12 protein-coding genes are annotated in these 14,318 nt (G+C 67.2%); 7 read left to right on the top strand and 5 right to left on the bottom strand.

The genetic code is table 11. The features are described from left to right. Positions 1 to 68 precede the first annotated feature (68 nt). Positions 69 to 1,832, bottom strand: coding sequence for an ABC transporter ATP-binding protein (locus ACQR1H_RS00690; RefSeq protein WP_434906970.1), 1,764 nt, complete (start codon positions 1,830 to 1,832; stop codon positions 69 to 71). A gap of 292 nt (positions 1,833 to 2,124) precedes the next feature. Between ACQR1H_RS00690 and ACQR1H_RS00685 the strand changes: the two genes are divergently transcribed. Further along, positions 2,125 to 3,195 carry a glycosyltransferase family 4 protein gene (locus ACQR1H_RS00685; RefSeq protein WP_316218359.1) on the top strand — a complete coding sequence of 357 codons (1,071 nt, stop codon included), beginning with the start codon at positions 2,125 to 2,127 and terminating at the stop codon, positions 3,193 to 3,195. 107 nt (positions 3,196 to 3,302) lie between these two features. On the opposite strand, the gene ACQR1H_RS00680 is transcribed toward ACQR1H_RS00685, so the two are convergent. From ACQR1H_RS00680 to bioB, 4 genes are all read right to left on the bottom strand, one after another. Next, positions 3,303 to 4,568, bottom strand: a complete 1,266-nt coding sequence (locus ACQR1H_RS00680; protein ID WP_434906969.1) for an adenosylmethionine--8-amino-7-oxononanoate transaminase — start codon at positions 4,566 to 4,568, stop codon at positions 3,303 to 3,305. Continuing rightward, the gene (bioD, locus tag ACQR1H_RS00675; RefSeq protein WP_434896002.1) at positions 4,565 to 5,197 is read right to left on the bottom strand and encodes a dethiobiotin synthase; all 633 of its coding nucleotides are present in this window, start codon (positions 5,195 to 5,197) and stop codon (positions 4,565 to 4,567) included. The genes ACQR1H_RS00680 and bioD overlap by 4 nt, the downstream gene beginning before the upstream one ends. Continuing rightward, positions 5,194 to 6,339: an 8-amino-7-oxononanoate synthase gene (locus tag ACQR1H_RS00670; RefSeq protein ID WP_434907173.1), complete on the bottom strand. Its 1,146-nt coding sequence runs from the start codon at positions 6,337 to 6,339 to the stop codon at positions 5,194 to 5,196. The genes bioD and ACQR1H_RS00670 overlap by 4 nt, the downstream gene beginning before the upstream one ends. Before the next feature lie 100 nt (positions 6,340 to 6,439). After that, positions 6,440 to 7,489, bottom strand: a complete 1,050-nt coding sequence (gene bioB, locus ACQR1H_RS00665) for a biotin synthase BioB (RefSeq protein ID WP_434906968.1) — start codon at positions 7,487 to 7,489, stop codon at positions 6,440 to 6,442. A gap of 120 nt (positions 7,490 to 7,609) precedes the next feature. Between bioB and ACQR1H_RS00660 the strand changes: the two genes are divergently transcribed. The 6 genes from ACQR1H_RS00660 (at position 7,610) to soxX (ending at position 14,312) form a co-directional block, all read left to right on the top strand. Next, complete coding sequence (locus ACQR1H_RS00660) at positions 7,610 to 8,242, top strand: GntR family transcriptional regulator (RefSeq protein ID WP_315802482.1); 633 nt, start codon at positions 7,610 to 7,612, stop codon at positions 8,240 to 8,242. Between the two features lie 129 nt (positions 8,243 to 8,371). Next, entirely contained in the window at positions 8,372 to 9,772 is a 1,401-nt protein-coding gene (locus ACQR1H_RS00655) for an MFS transporter (RefSeq protein ID WP_316218354.1), read from the top strand. A gap of 136 nt (positions 9,773 to 9,908) precedes the next feature. Then, the gene (locus ACQR1H_RS00650) at positions 9,909 to 10,358 is read left to right on the top strand and encodes a (2Fe-2S)-binding protein (protein ID WP_434906967.1); all 450 of its coding nucleotides are present in this window, start codon (positions 9,909 to 9,911) and stop codon (positions 10,356 to 10,358) included. 10 nt (positions 10,359 to 10,368) lie between these two features. After that, positions 10,369 to 12,552: a molybdopterin cofactor-binding domain-containing protein gene (locus ACQR1H_RS00645; protein WP_434906966.1), complete on the top strand. Its 2,184-nt coding sequence runs from the start codon at positions 10,369 to 10,371 to the stop codon at positions 12,550 to 12,552. Between the two features lie 61 nt (positions 12,553 to 12,613). Next, positions 12,614 to 13,882, top strand: coding sequence for an FCSD flavin-binding domain-containing protein (locus ACQR1H_RS00640; RefSeq protein WP_410053185.1), 1,269 nt, complete (start codon positions 12,614 to 12,616; stop codon positions 13,880 to 13,882). Next, on the top strand, positions 13,866 to 14,312 hold the full coding sequence (soxX, locus tag ACQR1H_RS00635) for a sulfur oxidation c-type cytochrome SoxX (protein WP_316239016.1): 447 nt from the start codon (positions 13,866 to 13,868) through the stop codon (positions 14,310 to 14,312). The genes ACQR1H_RS00640 and soxX overlap by 17 nt, the downstream gene beginning before the upstream one ends. Positions 14,313 to 14,318: the final 6 nt, after the last annotated feature.

Here is a 14,318-nt window from a genome sequence, read left to right as displayed (position 1 = left end):
GCCTCATGCGATATTGAAGTGCCCGGACAACCGAGAGTGCACGTTCTCGACGCGATCCGACGCAACGATCAGGCGGCGAACTTGGCGAGCCGGTTCATCTCCTGGGTCACGAGGTCCCGATACGGGCCCTCGTCCTGCATCAGCCGGTCGGGCGCGCCGTCCTCGATGATCCTGCCCGATTTCAGCACCACCACGCGGTCAAAATTCCGCAAGGTCGCGAGGCGGTGCGCGATCGCGATGACGGTGCGGCCGCGCATCAGGCGGCTCAACGCCTCACGGATGGCCTCCTCGGACTCGCTGTCGAGCGCTGCCGTCGCCTCGTCGAGCAGCAGGATCGGCGCGTCCTTGAGGAAGGCCCGCGCGATCGCGATGCGCTGGCGCTGTCCGCCCGACAGCTTGACGCCGCGATCCCCGACCATCGTCTGCAACCCCTCCGGCAGCGTCTCGACGAAGTCGCAACGCGCCGCGATCGCCGCCCGCAACACCTCGTCGTCGGTCGCACTCGGACGTCCGTAGCGGATGTTTTCCAGGATGGAGCGATGGAACAGCGAGATGTCCTGCGGCACCACCGAGATCGCCTCGCGCAGGCTCTGCTGGGTGACCTTGGCGATGTCCTGGCCGTCGATCGTGATGTGGCCGGCTTGCGGATCATAGAACCGTTGCAGCAGCGTGAACAGGCTCGACTTGCCGCCGCCGGACTGACCGACCAGGCCGACGCGCTGGCCGGGCTGCAGCCGCAGCGTGAAATTCTCGAACAGCTTGTGGCCGCCCGGATAGTGGAAGGTGATGTTGTCGAACGCGATCGCCGCGCCGCTCTTGGCCAGCGGCTCGGCCTCGGGGTGATCGCGCAGCTCGTGCGGCTGCAACAGGGTCGCGATCGCCTCGCTCATGCGCGCCACATGCTGGGTGACGTCGACCAGCGCGACCGCGAGATCGCGCGTCGCGTTGAGAATGCAAAGGCCGAGCGTGCAGACCAGCACGACGTCGCCGGTCGTCGCCCCGCCCCGCTGCCACAGCGAAATCGCCCAGGCCATGAGCGCGACCGTCAGCACGATCGTCACCGTGGCGTGCAGAATGCGCAGCTTCTCGAGGTAGCGGAGACTGCGCCCCCGCGCCTCGAGCTCCCTGTCGATGGTCGCGTCGAACCGGTCGTGCTCGTGGCGCAGGCCGCAGAAGGCGCGCACCAGCGGCATGTTCGAGATCACGTCGACCATCTCGCCGTCGACCATCGCAGCCTTGTCGGCGAAATCGTCGTGCAGCGGCTTGCCGGCGGCGGCCAGACGGAACATCGCCACCACCATCATGGCCGCGATCAGCAGCAGGCCGATCGCCATCGGGCCGCTCACGGTTCCGATCAGGCAGATGGCCGCGACCGTGGCGAGGCATGGCGGCAGCACGTTCCACATGAACATGTTCTCGACGGTGAACACCGCGTTCGACGTGGCCGTGATCCGGCTCGACAACATTCCCGGCAGGCGATCGCCGAAATAGCTCGGCGCATGCCCAGTGAGATGACGGAAGATGTCGCGCCGAAGATCTCCGGTCACGCGCACGAAGGTGGAGCTCGCGATCCAGCTCGCGACGCGCCAGAGAATGTTGTCGGTCGCAATCAGCGCCATCAGCAGCACGAACGCGGTCCAGACATTGCTGTCACGCGACGGCCCGGAGGAGAGCGCGTCGACCAGCGACTTCACACCATATTGCGTGCCCACCGAGCAGGCAACTGCACCGACGACGGACAGCAGAATAATGAGATGCGCTGCAGGGCGCCTCATGAGATAGCGCAACACGAAAGGAAAGGGCCGGTGCGCGTAGCCTGAAAGCTGATCCATGATCTTCCCATTGAGATGAGCGCGTCGTTGCGACACCTGTTGCGGCGAGTTGAACGATGAACAGTTTGTCCGGTTCCTTGCGCTGCCGCGCTGCAACCCTGCCCTTCGACAATGACGGCAGCAGCGTTGAGGATCAGGGATGGCATCAATGAGACGGCGAGGAACACGTTGTGTCGAAGAAAGAGTGATCAGCGCAAGGGAACTTCGCACATGCGACAACGTTCCCGCTTCGGCAGTGCCGGTGCCATTCGGTAGGGGGCTTCATCCATGATCATGAATAGGAGACGACGAGATGCGCATTGCGCAGGTAGCTCCATTGACGGAGGCTGTGCCTCCGAAGCTCTACGGCGGCACTGAGCGGGTCGTTCATTGGTTGACCGAGGAGCTCGTGGCCCTCGGACACGACGTCACCCTGTTCGCCAGCGGCGATTCGCAGACATCGGCGAAACTCTCTCCGACATGGCCGAAGGCTCTGCGCCTCGACGGCTCGGTAAGGGATCCGAACGCGCTTCACATGGTGATGCTCGAAAACGTACGGCAGCAATGCGACGACGAACAGTTCGACATCCTGCACTTCCATCTCGATTACTACCCGTTCTCCCTGTTCCACCGGCAACCCACCCCCTTCCTCACCACCCTGCACGGCCGGCTCGACCTGCCGGAGCATCAGCCGGTATTTTCGGTCTTCAAGGATGTTCCCGTCGTCTCGATCTCGGACTCGCAGCGCCGACCGGTGCCGAATGCGAACTGGGTGCGCACCGTGCTGCATGGGCTTCCCGAACGGCTGCTGATGCCCAAGCCTGTGACGCCGAGCTATCTGGCCGTGCTCGGACGCATCGCCCCGGAAAAGGGAGTCGACCGCGCCATCAAGATCGCGATGCGCTGTGGGATTCCGCTGAAGATCGCCGCCAAGGTCGACCGCGCCGACCAGGATTACTACGACCAGCTGATCCATCCCCTGATCAAGGACAATCCCTTGGTCGACTATATCGGGGAGATCGGCGACCACGAGAAACCGGAATTCCTGTCCGGCGCGCTCGGCCTGTTGCTGCCGATCGATTGGCCGGAGCCGTTCGGCCTGGTGATGATCGAATCGATGGCCTGCGGCACGCCCGTGATCGCCTACAACCGCGGCTCGGTTCCCGAGGTGATCGACGACGGCGTGACCGGCTTCGTCGTCGAGGACGAGCTTAGCGCGGTCGCAGCGGTCAGTCGCCTGTCCGGCCTGAGCCGCGCCCGCGTGCGCGAGCAGTTCGAACGCCGCTTCACCGCACGCCGCATGGCGCTCGACTATCTCGCGGCGTATCGCAGCCTGATCGAGATGGCGGAGCCGCGCATCCGTCTCGTCAGCAGCGCTGAATAAGTAGATCGAATCCGAGACCGGGCACTGAGCTGCCCGGCCTCCTGATCATCTCAGCTGATAGCAGCCCACTCCGGCGAACATGCGCTGGAACTCGTCCATCGGCGACATCAGAGCACGTGGTCGACCGCCTCGTCGATGACGGCATACACCGCCTCGAGGTCGCCAGAGGTGACGCAGTATGGCGGCATGACGTAGATGGTATGGCCGAGCGGACGCAGCAGCACGTCGCTGTCGCGGAAAAAGGCCTGCAGCCTGGGACCGACCTCGGCGAGGTAGCCGGGCTCGTCGGCATGGAGATCGAGCGCCGTGATGGTGCCGCAACGCCGCAGCGCGGAAATTCGCTCGTCGTAACGCAAGCGGTCGAGGCAGCGCTGCTGCGCGGCCGCGACGGCGGCGATCCGGGCCCGCGTCTGCGGCTGCCGCCATAGCTCGAGATTGGCGCTGGCCGCCGCGCAGGCAATGGGATTGGCCGTGTAGGAGCTGGAGTGAAAGAACGTGCGGGCGCGGTCGGTCGAATAGTGCGCCTCGTAGATCGCCGGACTGCACAGCGTCACCGCAAGCGGCATCGCGCCTCCGGTCAGTCCTTTGGCGTAGCATGCGATGTCGGGCGCGATGTCCGCCTGCTCGCAGGCGAACAGCGTGCCGGTGCGGCCCCAGCCGGTCATGACCTCGTCGGCGATGAACAGCACGCCGAACGCCTTGCAGATCCGGTGCATCTCGCGCAACACCGCGGCCGGATACATCAGCATGCCGCCGGCGCCGAGCACCAGCGGCTCGACGATGAAGGCGGCCGGCCGGTCGTTTTCGCAGACCGCCGCGAGCGCGTCCAAGGTCGCCTGTTCTCTGCCCTGCGACGGAAACGGGATGACGATAACGTCGAACAGCAGCGGCTCATAGGCGGCATTGAACACGCCGCGCGCGCCGACCGACATCGCGCCGATGGTGTCGCCGTGATAGGAATGCTGCATCACCACGATGCGCGAGCGCGGCTCGCCGATGTTCCTGAAATAGCCGAGCGCCATCTTCAGCGCGACCTCGACGCTGGTGGCGCCACTGTCGGAGAAGAACACGTGCGCAAGGCTCGGCGGCACGAGCGCGAGCAGCCCGGCGGCAACCTGCTCGGCCGGCTCATGGCTGTGGCCGGCGAAGATCACCTGATCCAGCCGCTCGGCCTGGTCCTGGATCGCGCGCACGATATGCGGATGGCAATGGCCGTGCGTGACCACCCACCACGACGCGATCGCATCGATGATCCGCCGGCCGTCGGCGGTGAAGAGATAGGCGCCCTCGCCGCGCGCGACCGGCGTCATCTCGGGCTGGAGCGCATGCTGCGTGAAGGGATGCCAGATTGGCGAGGTTGCCTTGCGCATCATGGTTCGAAATCCCTGCGCTGGAATTGCGTGGCGAACACGTACTGCAGCGATCGCGCCGTGAGCGGCGTGATCCAGGGCAGCCGGCCCAAGCGCTTCACCTCCCCGAGCCGGCAGATCGTCTCCTCATTGTCGGCATGGCCGTCGCCGATGAAGGCGATGCCGAGCACGCCGATGCGGCGGCTGCGCAGCGCCGCCAGCGACAGCAGCGAGTGATTGATGGTGCCGAGGCTGGTGCGCGCGCAGAGCACGACCGGCAATTGCCATCGCGCGAAGACATCGAGATAGAGCGTCTGGGAATCGAGCGGCACCATGACCCCGCCGGCCCCCTCGATCACGACAGGCCGGCCGACGGACTGCGGAGGACGCAGGCTGAGCGGATCGATGCTGATGCCTGCGAGGCGGGCCGCGCGATGCGGCGAGGCCGGCTCCGGCAAACGATAGGCTTCGGGCAGCACGCGGTCGTCGCCAAGCTCGGCGAGCCGCTGGACACGGCAGGAGTCCGTCTCCTCGGCAAGGCCGGCCTGGACCGGTTTCCAATAGCAGGCCCCCAACAGCGCCGTGAGGCCGGCCGCGAACACCGTCTTGCCGATCCCGGTATCGGTGCCGGTGACCACGATGCGTGGCGTCATGCCCGCGGCCTCCCGATCTCGTCGGCGAGCGCATCGAGCAGCATGGCAATTGCTGCTTCGTCGACATTCAAGGTCAGCGACAGCCTGAGCCGCGCCGTGCCCGGCGGCACCGTCGGCGGCCGGATGCCGCGGACGTCGAAGCCTCGCGCCTGCAGCGCGGCAGCCAGGCTCATCGCGCGCGCATTGTCGCCGACCACGCAGGGAATGATCTGCGACGGCGACCAGCTTTCACCGAAGCGCGCGTCGATCGCGCGATGGGCGAAGCCAACGAGCTGCGCTAGCCGCTGCTGCCGCTCCGGCTCGTCGCGCAAGATCGCAAGCGCCTCCAGCACCGCCACCGCCATCAGCGGCGACGGCGCGGTGCTGAAGACGAAGGGCCGGCAGCGATTGATCAGCGTGTCGCACAGCACGCCGCTTGCGGTGACCAATGCGCCGGCCGCGCCCAACGCCTTGCCGCAGGTGTGAACGGTGACGACGCTCTCGCGTCCCTCATAGGCTGCGGCGAGACCGCGGCCCTGCGCGCCGTGGACCCCGGTCGCATGGGCCTCGTCGATCAGCAGAAAGGCGTCGTGGCGCTCGGCGATCGCCATCAAATCCGCCAGCGGCGCGAGATCGCCGTCCATGCTGTAGAGGCTTTCGACGACGATCCAGGGCTGGCCGACACCGCCGTCCCTGCGCCAGGTCAGGATCGCGTCCTCGGCCGACTGCGCGTTGTTGTGGATGAACTGGCACGTCTCGGCGCGGCCGGCGCGCGCGCCCTCATGGGTGCTGGCATGAACGAGCGCATCGAGCACCAGCAGGTCGTCGCGCTGCGGCAGCGTGGTGAGCACGGCGAAGTTCGCCATGTAGCCGGAGCCGAAGAACAGCGCGCGCTCGGCACCGAAGAAGCGCGCGGCCTCGGCCTCGAGCCGTTCGTGCTCGTCGCAATTGCCCCGCAGCAGGCGCGAGCCGCCGGCGCCGACCGGCGTGCCGGCCTCCATGGCCGCAGCGACGGCGCGCTTGATGCGTGGCGCCTGCGCCAGTCCGAGATAGTCGTTGGAGGAGAAATCGAGACCGGCCGGTGGAGTGAGCTGCCGCAACCGGTCATCGGCCGCGAGTCTCTGCAGGCCGTCGGAATAGATCGCCAACCTGTCGGACAGCATGGACATGGCTCCGCTCTGTTTCGGTCAGCCGCGGGCGTGGACCGGCACGACCAGGCAGTTCCGTGGGCGCGGTCGCGCCGAACTCGCGATGAGGTTCGAATCAGGCCGGGGACGATGCGTCTGCGCTTTCGCTGGCAGCGGCCGGTGCGACCGGACGCGCCGACAGCGACGAGGTCATGCCGAGCCGCGCGAGCAGATCAGCGTCGCGCTGTGCCTGGGGATTGGCCGTGGTCAGCAGCACGTCGCCGATGAAGATCGAATTGGCGCCGGCGAGCAGGCACAGGCTCTGCAGCTCGTCGCTCATGTATTGCCGGCCCGCCGACAGCCGCACCACGCTCCGGGGCATCAGGATGCGCGCGACCGCGATCAATCGCACCAGCGCAATCGGATCGGGCCGCGTGGCCGTCTCGTGGACCGGCACGCCCCTCACCTCGTTCCACATGTTGATCGGCACGCTGTCGGGATGCTCAGCGAGGTTGGCGAGCAGCACCAGCATGCCGAGCCGGTCGTCGATCTCCTCGCCCATGCCGATGATGCCGCCGCAGCACACCTTGATGCCGGCCTCGCGCACATGCGCGAGCGTATCGATGCGGTCCTGCAGCGTGCGCGTGGTGATGATACGGTCGTAGAACTCGGGCGAGGTGTCGACATTGTGGTTGTAGAAGTCGAGCCCGGCCTCTCTCAGCCGCTGCGCCTGCGGCGGCGTCAGCATGCCCAGAGTCACGCAGGTCTCCATGCCCAGATCCTTCACCGCGCTGACCATGTCGCAGACCTGATCGAGGTCGCGGTCCTTGGGACTGCGCCAGGCGGCGGCCATGCAGAAGCGCTCGGCTCCCGCTGCCTTCGCGCGCCGTGCGGTGGCGACCACCGCATCGCGATCCATCAGCTTCGTCGCCTTGAGACCGGTGTCGTAATGCGCGCTCTGCGAGCAGTAGCCGCAATCCTCCGGGCAGCCGCCGGTCTTGATGCTGAGCAGGCTCGCGGTCTCCACGCGGGTGGAATCGAACTGCCGGCGATGCGCCGACTGCGCCAGGAACATCAGATCCGGAAATGGCAGGCCGTAGAGCGCCTCGGCCTCGTCCCGGGTCCAGTCGTGACGGACGGCAGCGTCGTTGTCGGGGCGATCGGACAAGCTGCTTGGAACGGGCATTTCGACACCTCACGCGGATTATAGATTTTCAAATATATTATCTATGAAAATCCGTATTAAAGCACCGTAGGGCACAGCGGCTTTCCTCGCATCGGTTTTTTCGATAGATAATCTATCGCCATGCAGGACGAGAATCTCACCACGGCCCACCGCATCGCCGAGGCCATCACCGAACGGATCGTCAGTGGCGCGCTCCCCCCGGATGCGCCGCTGCGGCAGGACCACGTCGCGCGCGAGTTCAAATCCAGCCACGTGCCGGTGCGCGAGGCATTCCGGCAGCTCGAGGCGCTGTATCTCGTGGTCGCGGCACCGCGGCGCGGCGTGCGGGTGGCGCCGCTCGATGCGAAGTCGACCAGGGAGATCGTCGAGATGCGCGTCGCGCTCGAGGTGATCGCGCTGCGCAATGCCGCGCCGCGCTACACGCCGACGCATCTCGCCGCGATCGAGCTCGCGCTGATCGAGGCCGACAATGCCGAGACCATCCAGGAATTCGAGACCGCAAACCGCGCCTTCCACCGCGCGCTGGTCGCGCCCTGCGCGATGCCGCGGCTGCTGGCGAGCCTCGACGGATTGCGCCTGGCGAATTCACGGCTGGTGCTGGCGATGGCCCGCAATGCCGGCTGGCGTCCGCGCACCAACCAGGATCACCGGCTGATCCTGCAGGCCCTGCGCGCCCGCCAGATCGGCCACGCCTGCGAGCTCCTGACGCGGCACAACCAGACGATCGAACGGCTGGCAAGGCCGGGCGTGTAGCCGGCTTCGACCCGTTCCTTGCGACCGGGCGCATACCGCCATGCGCCCGCGACGGCTGGGGCGCTCGCCTGCTCCCGTGTACATGCTGATCCGGACGCGCCCCGCGAACCGAAGGTCTCCAAAGGTCTCATGTCCGACCGCCACCACGCTTCGAAGCTCGCCGGCGACGGCACCACCGACGGCCTGCCGCCCGGTAAGCGGCCCTGGGCCATCGCCGCGATCTTCACGGCGCTGTCGATGGCCTCGCTCGACGTCGCCATCGCCAACATCGCGCTGCCGTCGATCTCGGCCGATCTCCACGTCTCCCCGGCCGAGGTGGTCTGGGTGGTCAACATCTACCAGATCGCACTGGTCGCGACTTTGCTGCCGCTCGGCGCGCTCGGCGAGATCGTCGGCCATCAGCGCATCTATCTCGGCGGCCTCCTGCTGTTCACGCTGGCCTCGGTCGGCTGCGCGCTGGCGTGGTCGCTGCCGACGCTGGTGATCGCCCGCGCGCTGCAGGGCCTCGGCGCCAGCGGCATCATGAGCGTCAACACCGCGCTGGTGCGCTACGTCTATCCCGGCAAGATGCTGGGACGCGGCCTCGGCCACAATGCGCTGGTGGTCGGCATTTCCTTCACCTTCGGCCCGACGATCGCGTCCGCCATTCTCTCGCTCGGCTCCTGGCCGTGGCTGTTTGCGATCAACCTGCCGTTCGGCCTGATCGCGATCGCGATCGGCATGAGGATGCTGCCACGGACGCCGCGCGCCGAGCACGGCTTCGACTTTCTCGGCGCCGCCCTCGCTGCGCTCTGCCTCGGCCTGTTCATCACCGGCATCGGCAGCGCCGCGCACGGCGCGACGCCGGCCATGGTGGTCGCCGAACTGGTCGCAGCGCTCGTGCTCGGCGTCATCCTGGCCCGCCGCCAGGCCGACCACCCGGCGCCGATGCTGCCGATCGACCTGTTCCGCCGCGGCGTGTTCGCGCTGTCGGCCGCGACCGCGGTGTGCTCGTTCTCGGTGCAGGGCCTCGGCTTCGTGTCGCTGCCGTTCTATTTCGAGGACATTCTCCAGCGCTCGCAGGTCGAGACCGGGTTCTTCATGACGCCCTGGCCGCTCGCAGTCACGATCATGGCGCCGATCGCCGGCCGGCTGTCGGACCGTTTTCCCGCCGGCCTGCTCGGCGGCATCGGCCTGGTGATGCTCGGCTCCGGCATGGCGCTGCTCGCCATGTTGCCGGAGAACCCGAGCATCGCGAACATCGTCTGGCGCATGCTGATCTGCGGCATCGGGTTCGGCTTCTTCCAGGCGCCGAATATGAAGGCCATCATGTCAAGCGCCCCGCCGCACCGCAGCGGCGGCGCCAGCGGCATCGTCGCCACGGCCCGGTTGACCGGCCAGACCACCGGCGCGGCGCTCGCCGCCTTGTGCTTCAGCCTTGCGGGGCACCAAGGAGCCACCCTTGCCTTGGCCCTCGGCGCCGGTTTCGCCGCGCTCGGCAGCGTGATGAGCTTCCTGCGGCTTGCCGTCGCTCCGCCGCGCGGCCCATGAGCCGACGCAACTACAAGCCGGGCCCATCACAAATCCTGCGCGCGGCAAACGCATATTCTTGATTTGAAGGATGCAAACGTTCGCGCCACAGTGCCGCCCTCTGTTCAACTGGCGCGTTGAACGAAAGGGATCTGCGATGGCAAACCTCACGATCAACGGACAATCCTATACCCTGGACGTCGAGCCCGACACGCCGCTGCTGTGGGCGATCCGCGAGAACGCCGGACTGACCGGCACCAAATATGGCTGCGGCATTGCACAATGCGGCGCCTGCACCGTGCATCTCGACGGCGCGGCCGTGCGCTCCTGTGGCGTCACCGTCTCCGAGGCCCTGGGCAAGCAGATCACCACCATCGAGGGGCTCGCGAGCGACAACGGGCTGCACAAGGTGCAGCAGGCCTGGGTGGAGAACGACGTTCCGCAATGCGGCTACTGCCAGAGCGGCATGATCATGGCCGTCGCGGCGCTGCTCAAGGACAATCCGAAGCCGAGCGATCAGGACATCAACGACGCCGTCACCAACATCTGCCGTTGTGGAACCTTCGTGCAGGTGCGCGAGGCGATCCACGCCGCCGCCAACGCCTGAGGAGGACGGCATGAACCAGCATGTGACGCCGCGCCTCGACCGCCGGTCCTTCGTCATCGGCACCGCCGCGCTCGGCGGCGGCCTCGCCCTCGGCCTCGACCTTCCCTTCGGCGGGCCGCAGATCGTGCGCGCCGCGGATGGCTCGCCCGAGGTCAACGCCTGGGTCGTGATCCGCCCCGACGACACCGTGGTGATCCGCATCGCCCGCTCGGAGATGGGCCAGGGCTCGCTGACCGGTCTGGCCCAGCTCGTCGCCGAGGAATTGGCTTGCGACTGGAGCAAGGTCACGACCGAATATCCGACGCCGGGCCAGAACGTCGCGCGCAAGCGGGTGTGGGGCGATTTCTCCACCGGCGGCAGCCGCGGCATCCGCGCGTCGCAGGACTACGTCCGCAAGGGCGGCGCCGCCGCGCGGATGATGCTGATCCAGGCCGCCGCCGACGAGTGGAAGGTGCCGGTGGCCGAATGCACGGCTGCGAATAGCGTCATCACCCACAAGGCCTCGGGCCGGACCACGACCTACGGCAAGGTGGCCGAGGCCGCCGCGAAGCTGACGCCGCCAGCCGACGTGAAGCTGAAGGATCCCAAGGACTGGACCCTGATCGGCAAGGGCGTGAGACGGCTTGACACCGCCGACAAGGTCACCGGCGCGATGATCTACGGCGCCGACATGAAGCTGCCGAACATGCTCAACGCCGCGATCAAGGACTGTCCGGTCACCGGCGGCAAGCTGAAGAGCTATGACGAGGCCAAGATCGCCGGCATGAAGGGCGTCAAGAAGGTGGTCGCGATCGACGGCACCGCCGTGGCCGTGGTCGCCGACACCTGGTGGCACGCCAAGACCGCGCTCGATGCGCTGCCGATCGTGTGGGACGAAGGCGAGAACGCCAAGGTCTCCTCGGCCTCGATCGCCAAATGGCTCGCGGAAGGATTGGAGTCCGGCCCCGCCTTCGTCGGCAACGAGAACGGTGACGCCAAGGCGGCGCTGGCAAGCGCGGTGAAGAAGGTCGAGGCTACCTACAACTATCCCTATCAGAACCACGCCACCATGGAGCCGATGAACGCCACCGCGCTCTACACGCCCGAGCGATGCGAGGTGTGGTGCGGCACGCAGAACGGCGAGGCGGCGTTCGCCGCAGTGCTGGAAGCCTCAGGGCTGCCCGCCGACAAATGCGAGGTGCACAAGCTGATCCTCGGCGGCGGCTTCGGCCGGCGCGGCCAGACCGACTATGTCCGCCAGGCGGTGAAGATCGCCAAGGAGATGCCGGGCACGCCGATCAAGCTGTTGTGGTCGCGCGAGGAGGACATGACGCATGGCCGCTATCACCCGATCACGCAGTGCAAGCTGACCGGCGGCTTCGACGCCGACAACAATCTGACGGCGCTGCACATGCGCATCTCCGGCCAGTCGATCCTGTTCAGCCTGCGGCCCGACGCGCTGGTCAACGGCAAGGATCCCGCGACCTTCCAGGGGCTGGCGCCATCGGGCGAGGCGACGATCGGCTACTCCGTGCCGAACCTGCTGATCGAGCATTCGATGCGCAACCCGCACATCAATCCGGGCTTCTGGCGCGGCGTCAACGTGAACCAGAACGCGATCTATCTCGAATGCTTCATGGACGAGCTCGCCGATGCGGCCGGCCAGGACCCGCTGGAGTTCCGCCGGAAGCTGATGGCCGACCATCCCAAGCATCTCGCGGTGCTGAACGCGGTCGCGGAGAAGATCGGCTGGGGCACCCCGGCGCCGGACGGCGTGTACCGTGGCCTCGCTCAGCTGCACGGCTATGGTAGCTACGTCGCGGGCGCCGCCGAGATCTCGGTGATCGACGGCAGCAAGATCAAGATCCACCGCATCGTCGCCTCGACCGATCCCGGCTATGTCGTCAACCCGGCGCAGGTGGAGCGGCAGATCGCCGGCTCGTTCGTCTACGGCCTGTCGGCGCTGTTCTACGGCGGCTGCACCGTGAAGGACGGGCGCATCGTCGAGACCAATTTCGACAGCTACAACTCGATGCGCATCGCCGAGATGCCGAAGGTGGACGCGATCATGATCCCGAGCGGCGGCTTCTGGGGCGGCGTCGGCGAGCCGACCATCGGCGTCGCCGCGCCGGCGGTGCTGAATGCGTATTTCGCCGCCACCGGAAAGCGCATCCGCTCGGTGCCGCTGCGCGACCAGAACATCACCTTCGCATGATCTGTGTGGCGGCAGCCGTTGGGAACAATGGCCGCCGACATGCTATTCTGAATGGATGAGAGTGAGCCAGCGCACCCGCAGAGAGGTCGGCGGCCTGATCGCGGCGGGCGCAGCCCTGCTCGCCGCGCCGGCGGTGCTGCGCGCGCAGACGACGGCGCGCGTGATCATCATCGGCGGCGGTTTTGGTGGCGCGAGCTGCGCCCGCGCCCTGCGCCAGGCCGACGCGAAGCTTGACGTCACGCTTGTGGAGACCAACAAGACATTCACCTCGTGCCCCCTGAGCAACGAGGTCATTGCCGGCCTGCGCGATATCACAGCGCAGCAGTTCGGCTACGACAAGGTCGCCGCCGAAGGCGTGCGCGTCGTGCTACAGGCGGCCACCGCCATCGATGCGGCTGCACACAAGGTGGCGCTCGCCGACGGCGCCACGCTGGCCTATGACCGCCTGGTGCTGGCACCCGGCATCGATCTCGATTTCACGGCCCTGCAAGGCTACGACGAGGCTGCCTCGACGGTCATGCCGCATGCCTACAAGGCCGGCGAACAGACGCTGCTGCTGCGGACGCAGGTCGAGACGATGCCGGATGGCGGCACGGTCGCGATCGCCGTCCCCGCTAATCCGTCGCGCTGCCCGCCGGCGCCTTACGAGCGCGCCAGCCTGATCGCGCATTATCTCAAGGCGCACAAGCCGAAGTCGAAGGTGCTGATCCTCGATGCCAAGGACAGCTTCTCGCAGCAGAAGCTGTTCGAGCAGGCGTGGCAGCAGCTCTACCCCGGCATGATCGAGCGCATTCCGCTGTCGCAGGGCGGCCGCGTCACCGGCGTCGAGATCGCCACGCGCACCGTGGTCACCGAGTTCGGCAACTACAATCCCGATGTGACCAACATCATCCCGCCGCAGAAGGCGGGCCGCATTGCCGCGCTTGCCGGTGCGGCCGACCGCACCGGTTGGTGCCCGATCGATGCCGCGACCTTCGCCTCGAAGCTCGCCCCCGACGTCCATGTCATCGGCGACGCCTGTCTCGGCGGCGGCATCCCGAAATCGGCCGGCGCGGCGCGGGCGCAGGGCCAGACGTGCGCGGCGGTGATCGCGCGCGACCTGACCGGACGGCAGTCCGATACGCCGCCGCTCACCGGCATCTGCTACAGCCTGGTGGCGCCGAACTACGCGTTCTCGCTGGCAGGCGTGTATCAACCCAAGGCGGATCTGTTCGCCGAAGTGGAAGGTGGCAAGACAAGCCCGATCGACGCCCCCCAGGCCACGCGCGCGGCTGAGGCAGAGGCGACAATGGCTTGGTTCAAGGCGCTGACCCATGATGCGTTCGGCTAGCCGGTTCATCGCGATCCTCATCATCGCCCTGCCCGCGACCGCCGCCGCGCAGCAGCTCGCGCCGTATCCGATCAGCGGCGACGGCATCGCGCAATCGCTCACCGGCCAGCCCGGCGACGCCGCGCGCGGCCGTGCGCTCGTTCTCGCACGCAGCTCGACCTGCATCCTCTGCCATTCCGGCCCGTTCCCGGAAGCGCGCTTCCAGGGCGATCTCGCGCCCAGCCTTGCCGGCGCCGGCAGCCGTTCGACGATCCCGCAGCTCCGCTTGCGGCTGGTCGATGCCTCCAGGCTCAATCCGGCAACGATCATGCCGTCCTACTATCGCATTGACGGACTGACCCGTGTCGGTTCCGCCTGGCGCGACAAGCCGATCCTGTCGGCGGAGCAGATCGAAGACATCGTCGCCTATCTCGCGACCTTGCGCGAGTGAGCCCAT

This window comes from Bradyrhizobium sp. HKCCYLRH2015 (assembly GCF_051168215.1).
GTDB lineage: Bacteria > Pseudomonadota > Alphaproteobacteria > Rhizobiales > Xanthobacteraceae > Bradyrhizobium.
Note: the sequence above shows the minus strand (reverse complement) of the source record. Positions and strands in the feature narration are given on the sequence as shown.

Excerpts from the sequence above, each read along its gene's own strand:
- ACQR1H_RS00690 (WP_434906970.1), bottom strand. The coding sequence starts at position 1,832 with ATGGATCAGCTTTCAGGCTACGCGCACCGGCCCTTTCCTTTCGTGTTG.
- ACQR1H_RS00685 (WP_316218359.1), top strand. The coding sequence starts at position 2,125 with ATGCGCATTGCGCAGGTAGCTCCATTGACGGAGGCTGTGCCTCCGAAG.
- ACQR1H_RS00680 (WP_434906969.1), bottom strand. The coding sequence starts at position 4,568 with ATGATGCGCAAGGCAACCTCGCCAATCTGGCATCCCTTCACGCAGCAT.
- bioD (WP_434896002.1), bottom strand. The coding sequence starts at position 5,197 with ATGACGCCACGCATCGTGGTCACCGGCACCGATACCGGGATCGGCAAG.
- ACQR1H_RS00670 (WP_434907173.1), bottom strand. The coding sequence starts at position 6,339 with ATGCTGTCCGACAGGTTGGCGATCTATTCCGACGGCCTGCAGAGACTC.
- bioB (WP_434906968.1), bottom strand. The coding sequence starts at position 7,489 with ATGCCCGTTCCAAGCAGCTTGTCCGATCGCCCCGACAACGACGCTGCC.
- ACQR1H_RS00660 (WP_315802482.1), top strand. The coding sequence starts at position 7,610 with ATGCAGGACGAGAATCTCACCACGGCCCACCGCATCGCCGAGGCCATC.
- ACQR1H_RS00655 (WP_316218354.1), top strand. The coding sequence starts at position 8,372 with ATGTCCGACCGCCACCACGCTTCGAAGCTCGCCGGCGACGGCACCACC.
- ACQR1H_RS00650 (WP_434906967.1), top strand. The coding sequence starts at position 9,909 with ATGGCAAACCTCACGATCAACGGACAATCCTATACCCTGGACGTCGAG.
- ACQR1H_RS00645 (WP_434906966.1), top strand. The coding sequence starts at position 10,369 with ATGAACCAGCATGTGACGCCGCGCCTCGACCGCCGGTCCTTCGTCATC.
- soxX (WP_316239016.1), top strand. The coding sequence starts at position 13,866 with ATGATGCGTTCGGCTAGCCGGTTCATCGCGATCCTCATCATCGCCCTG.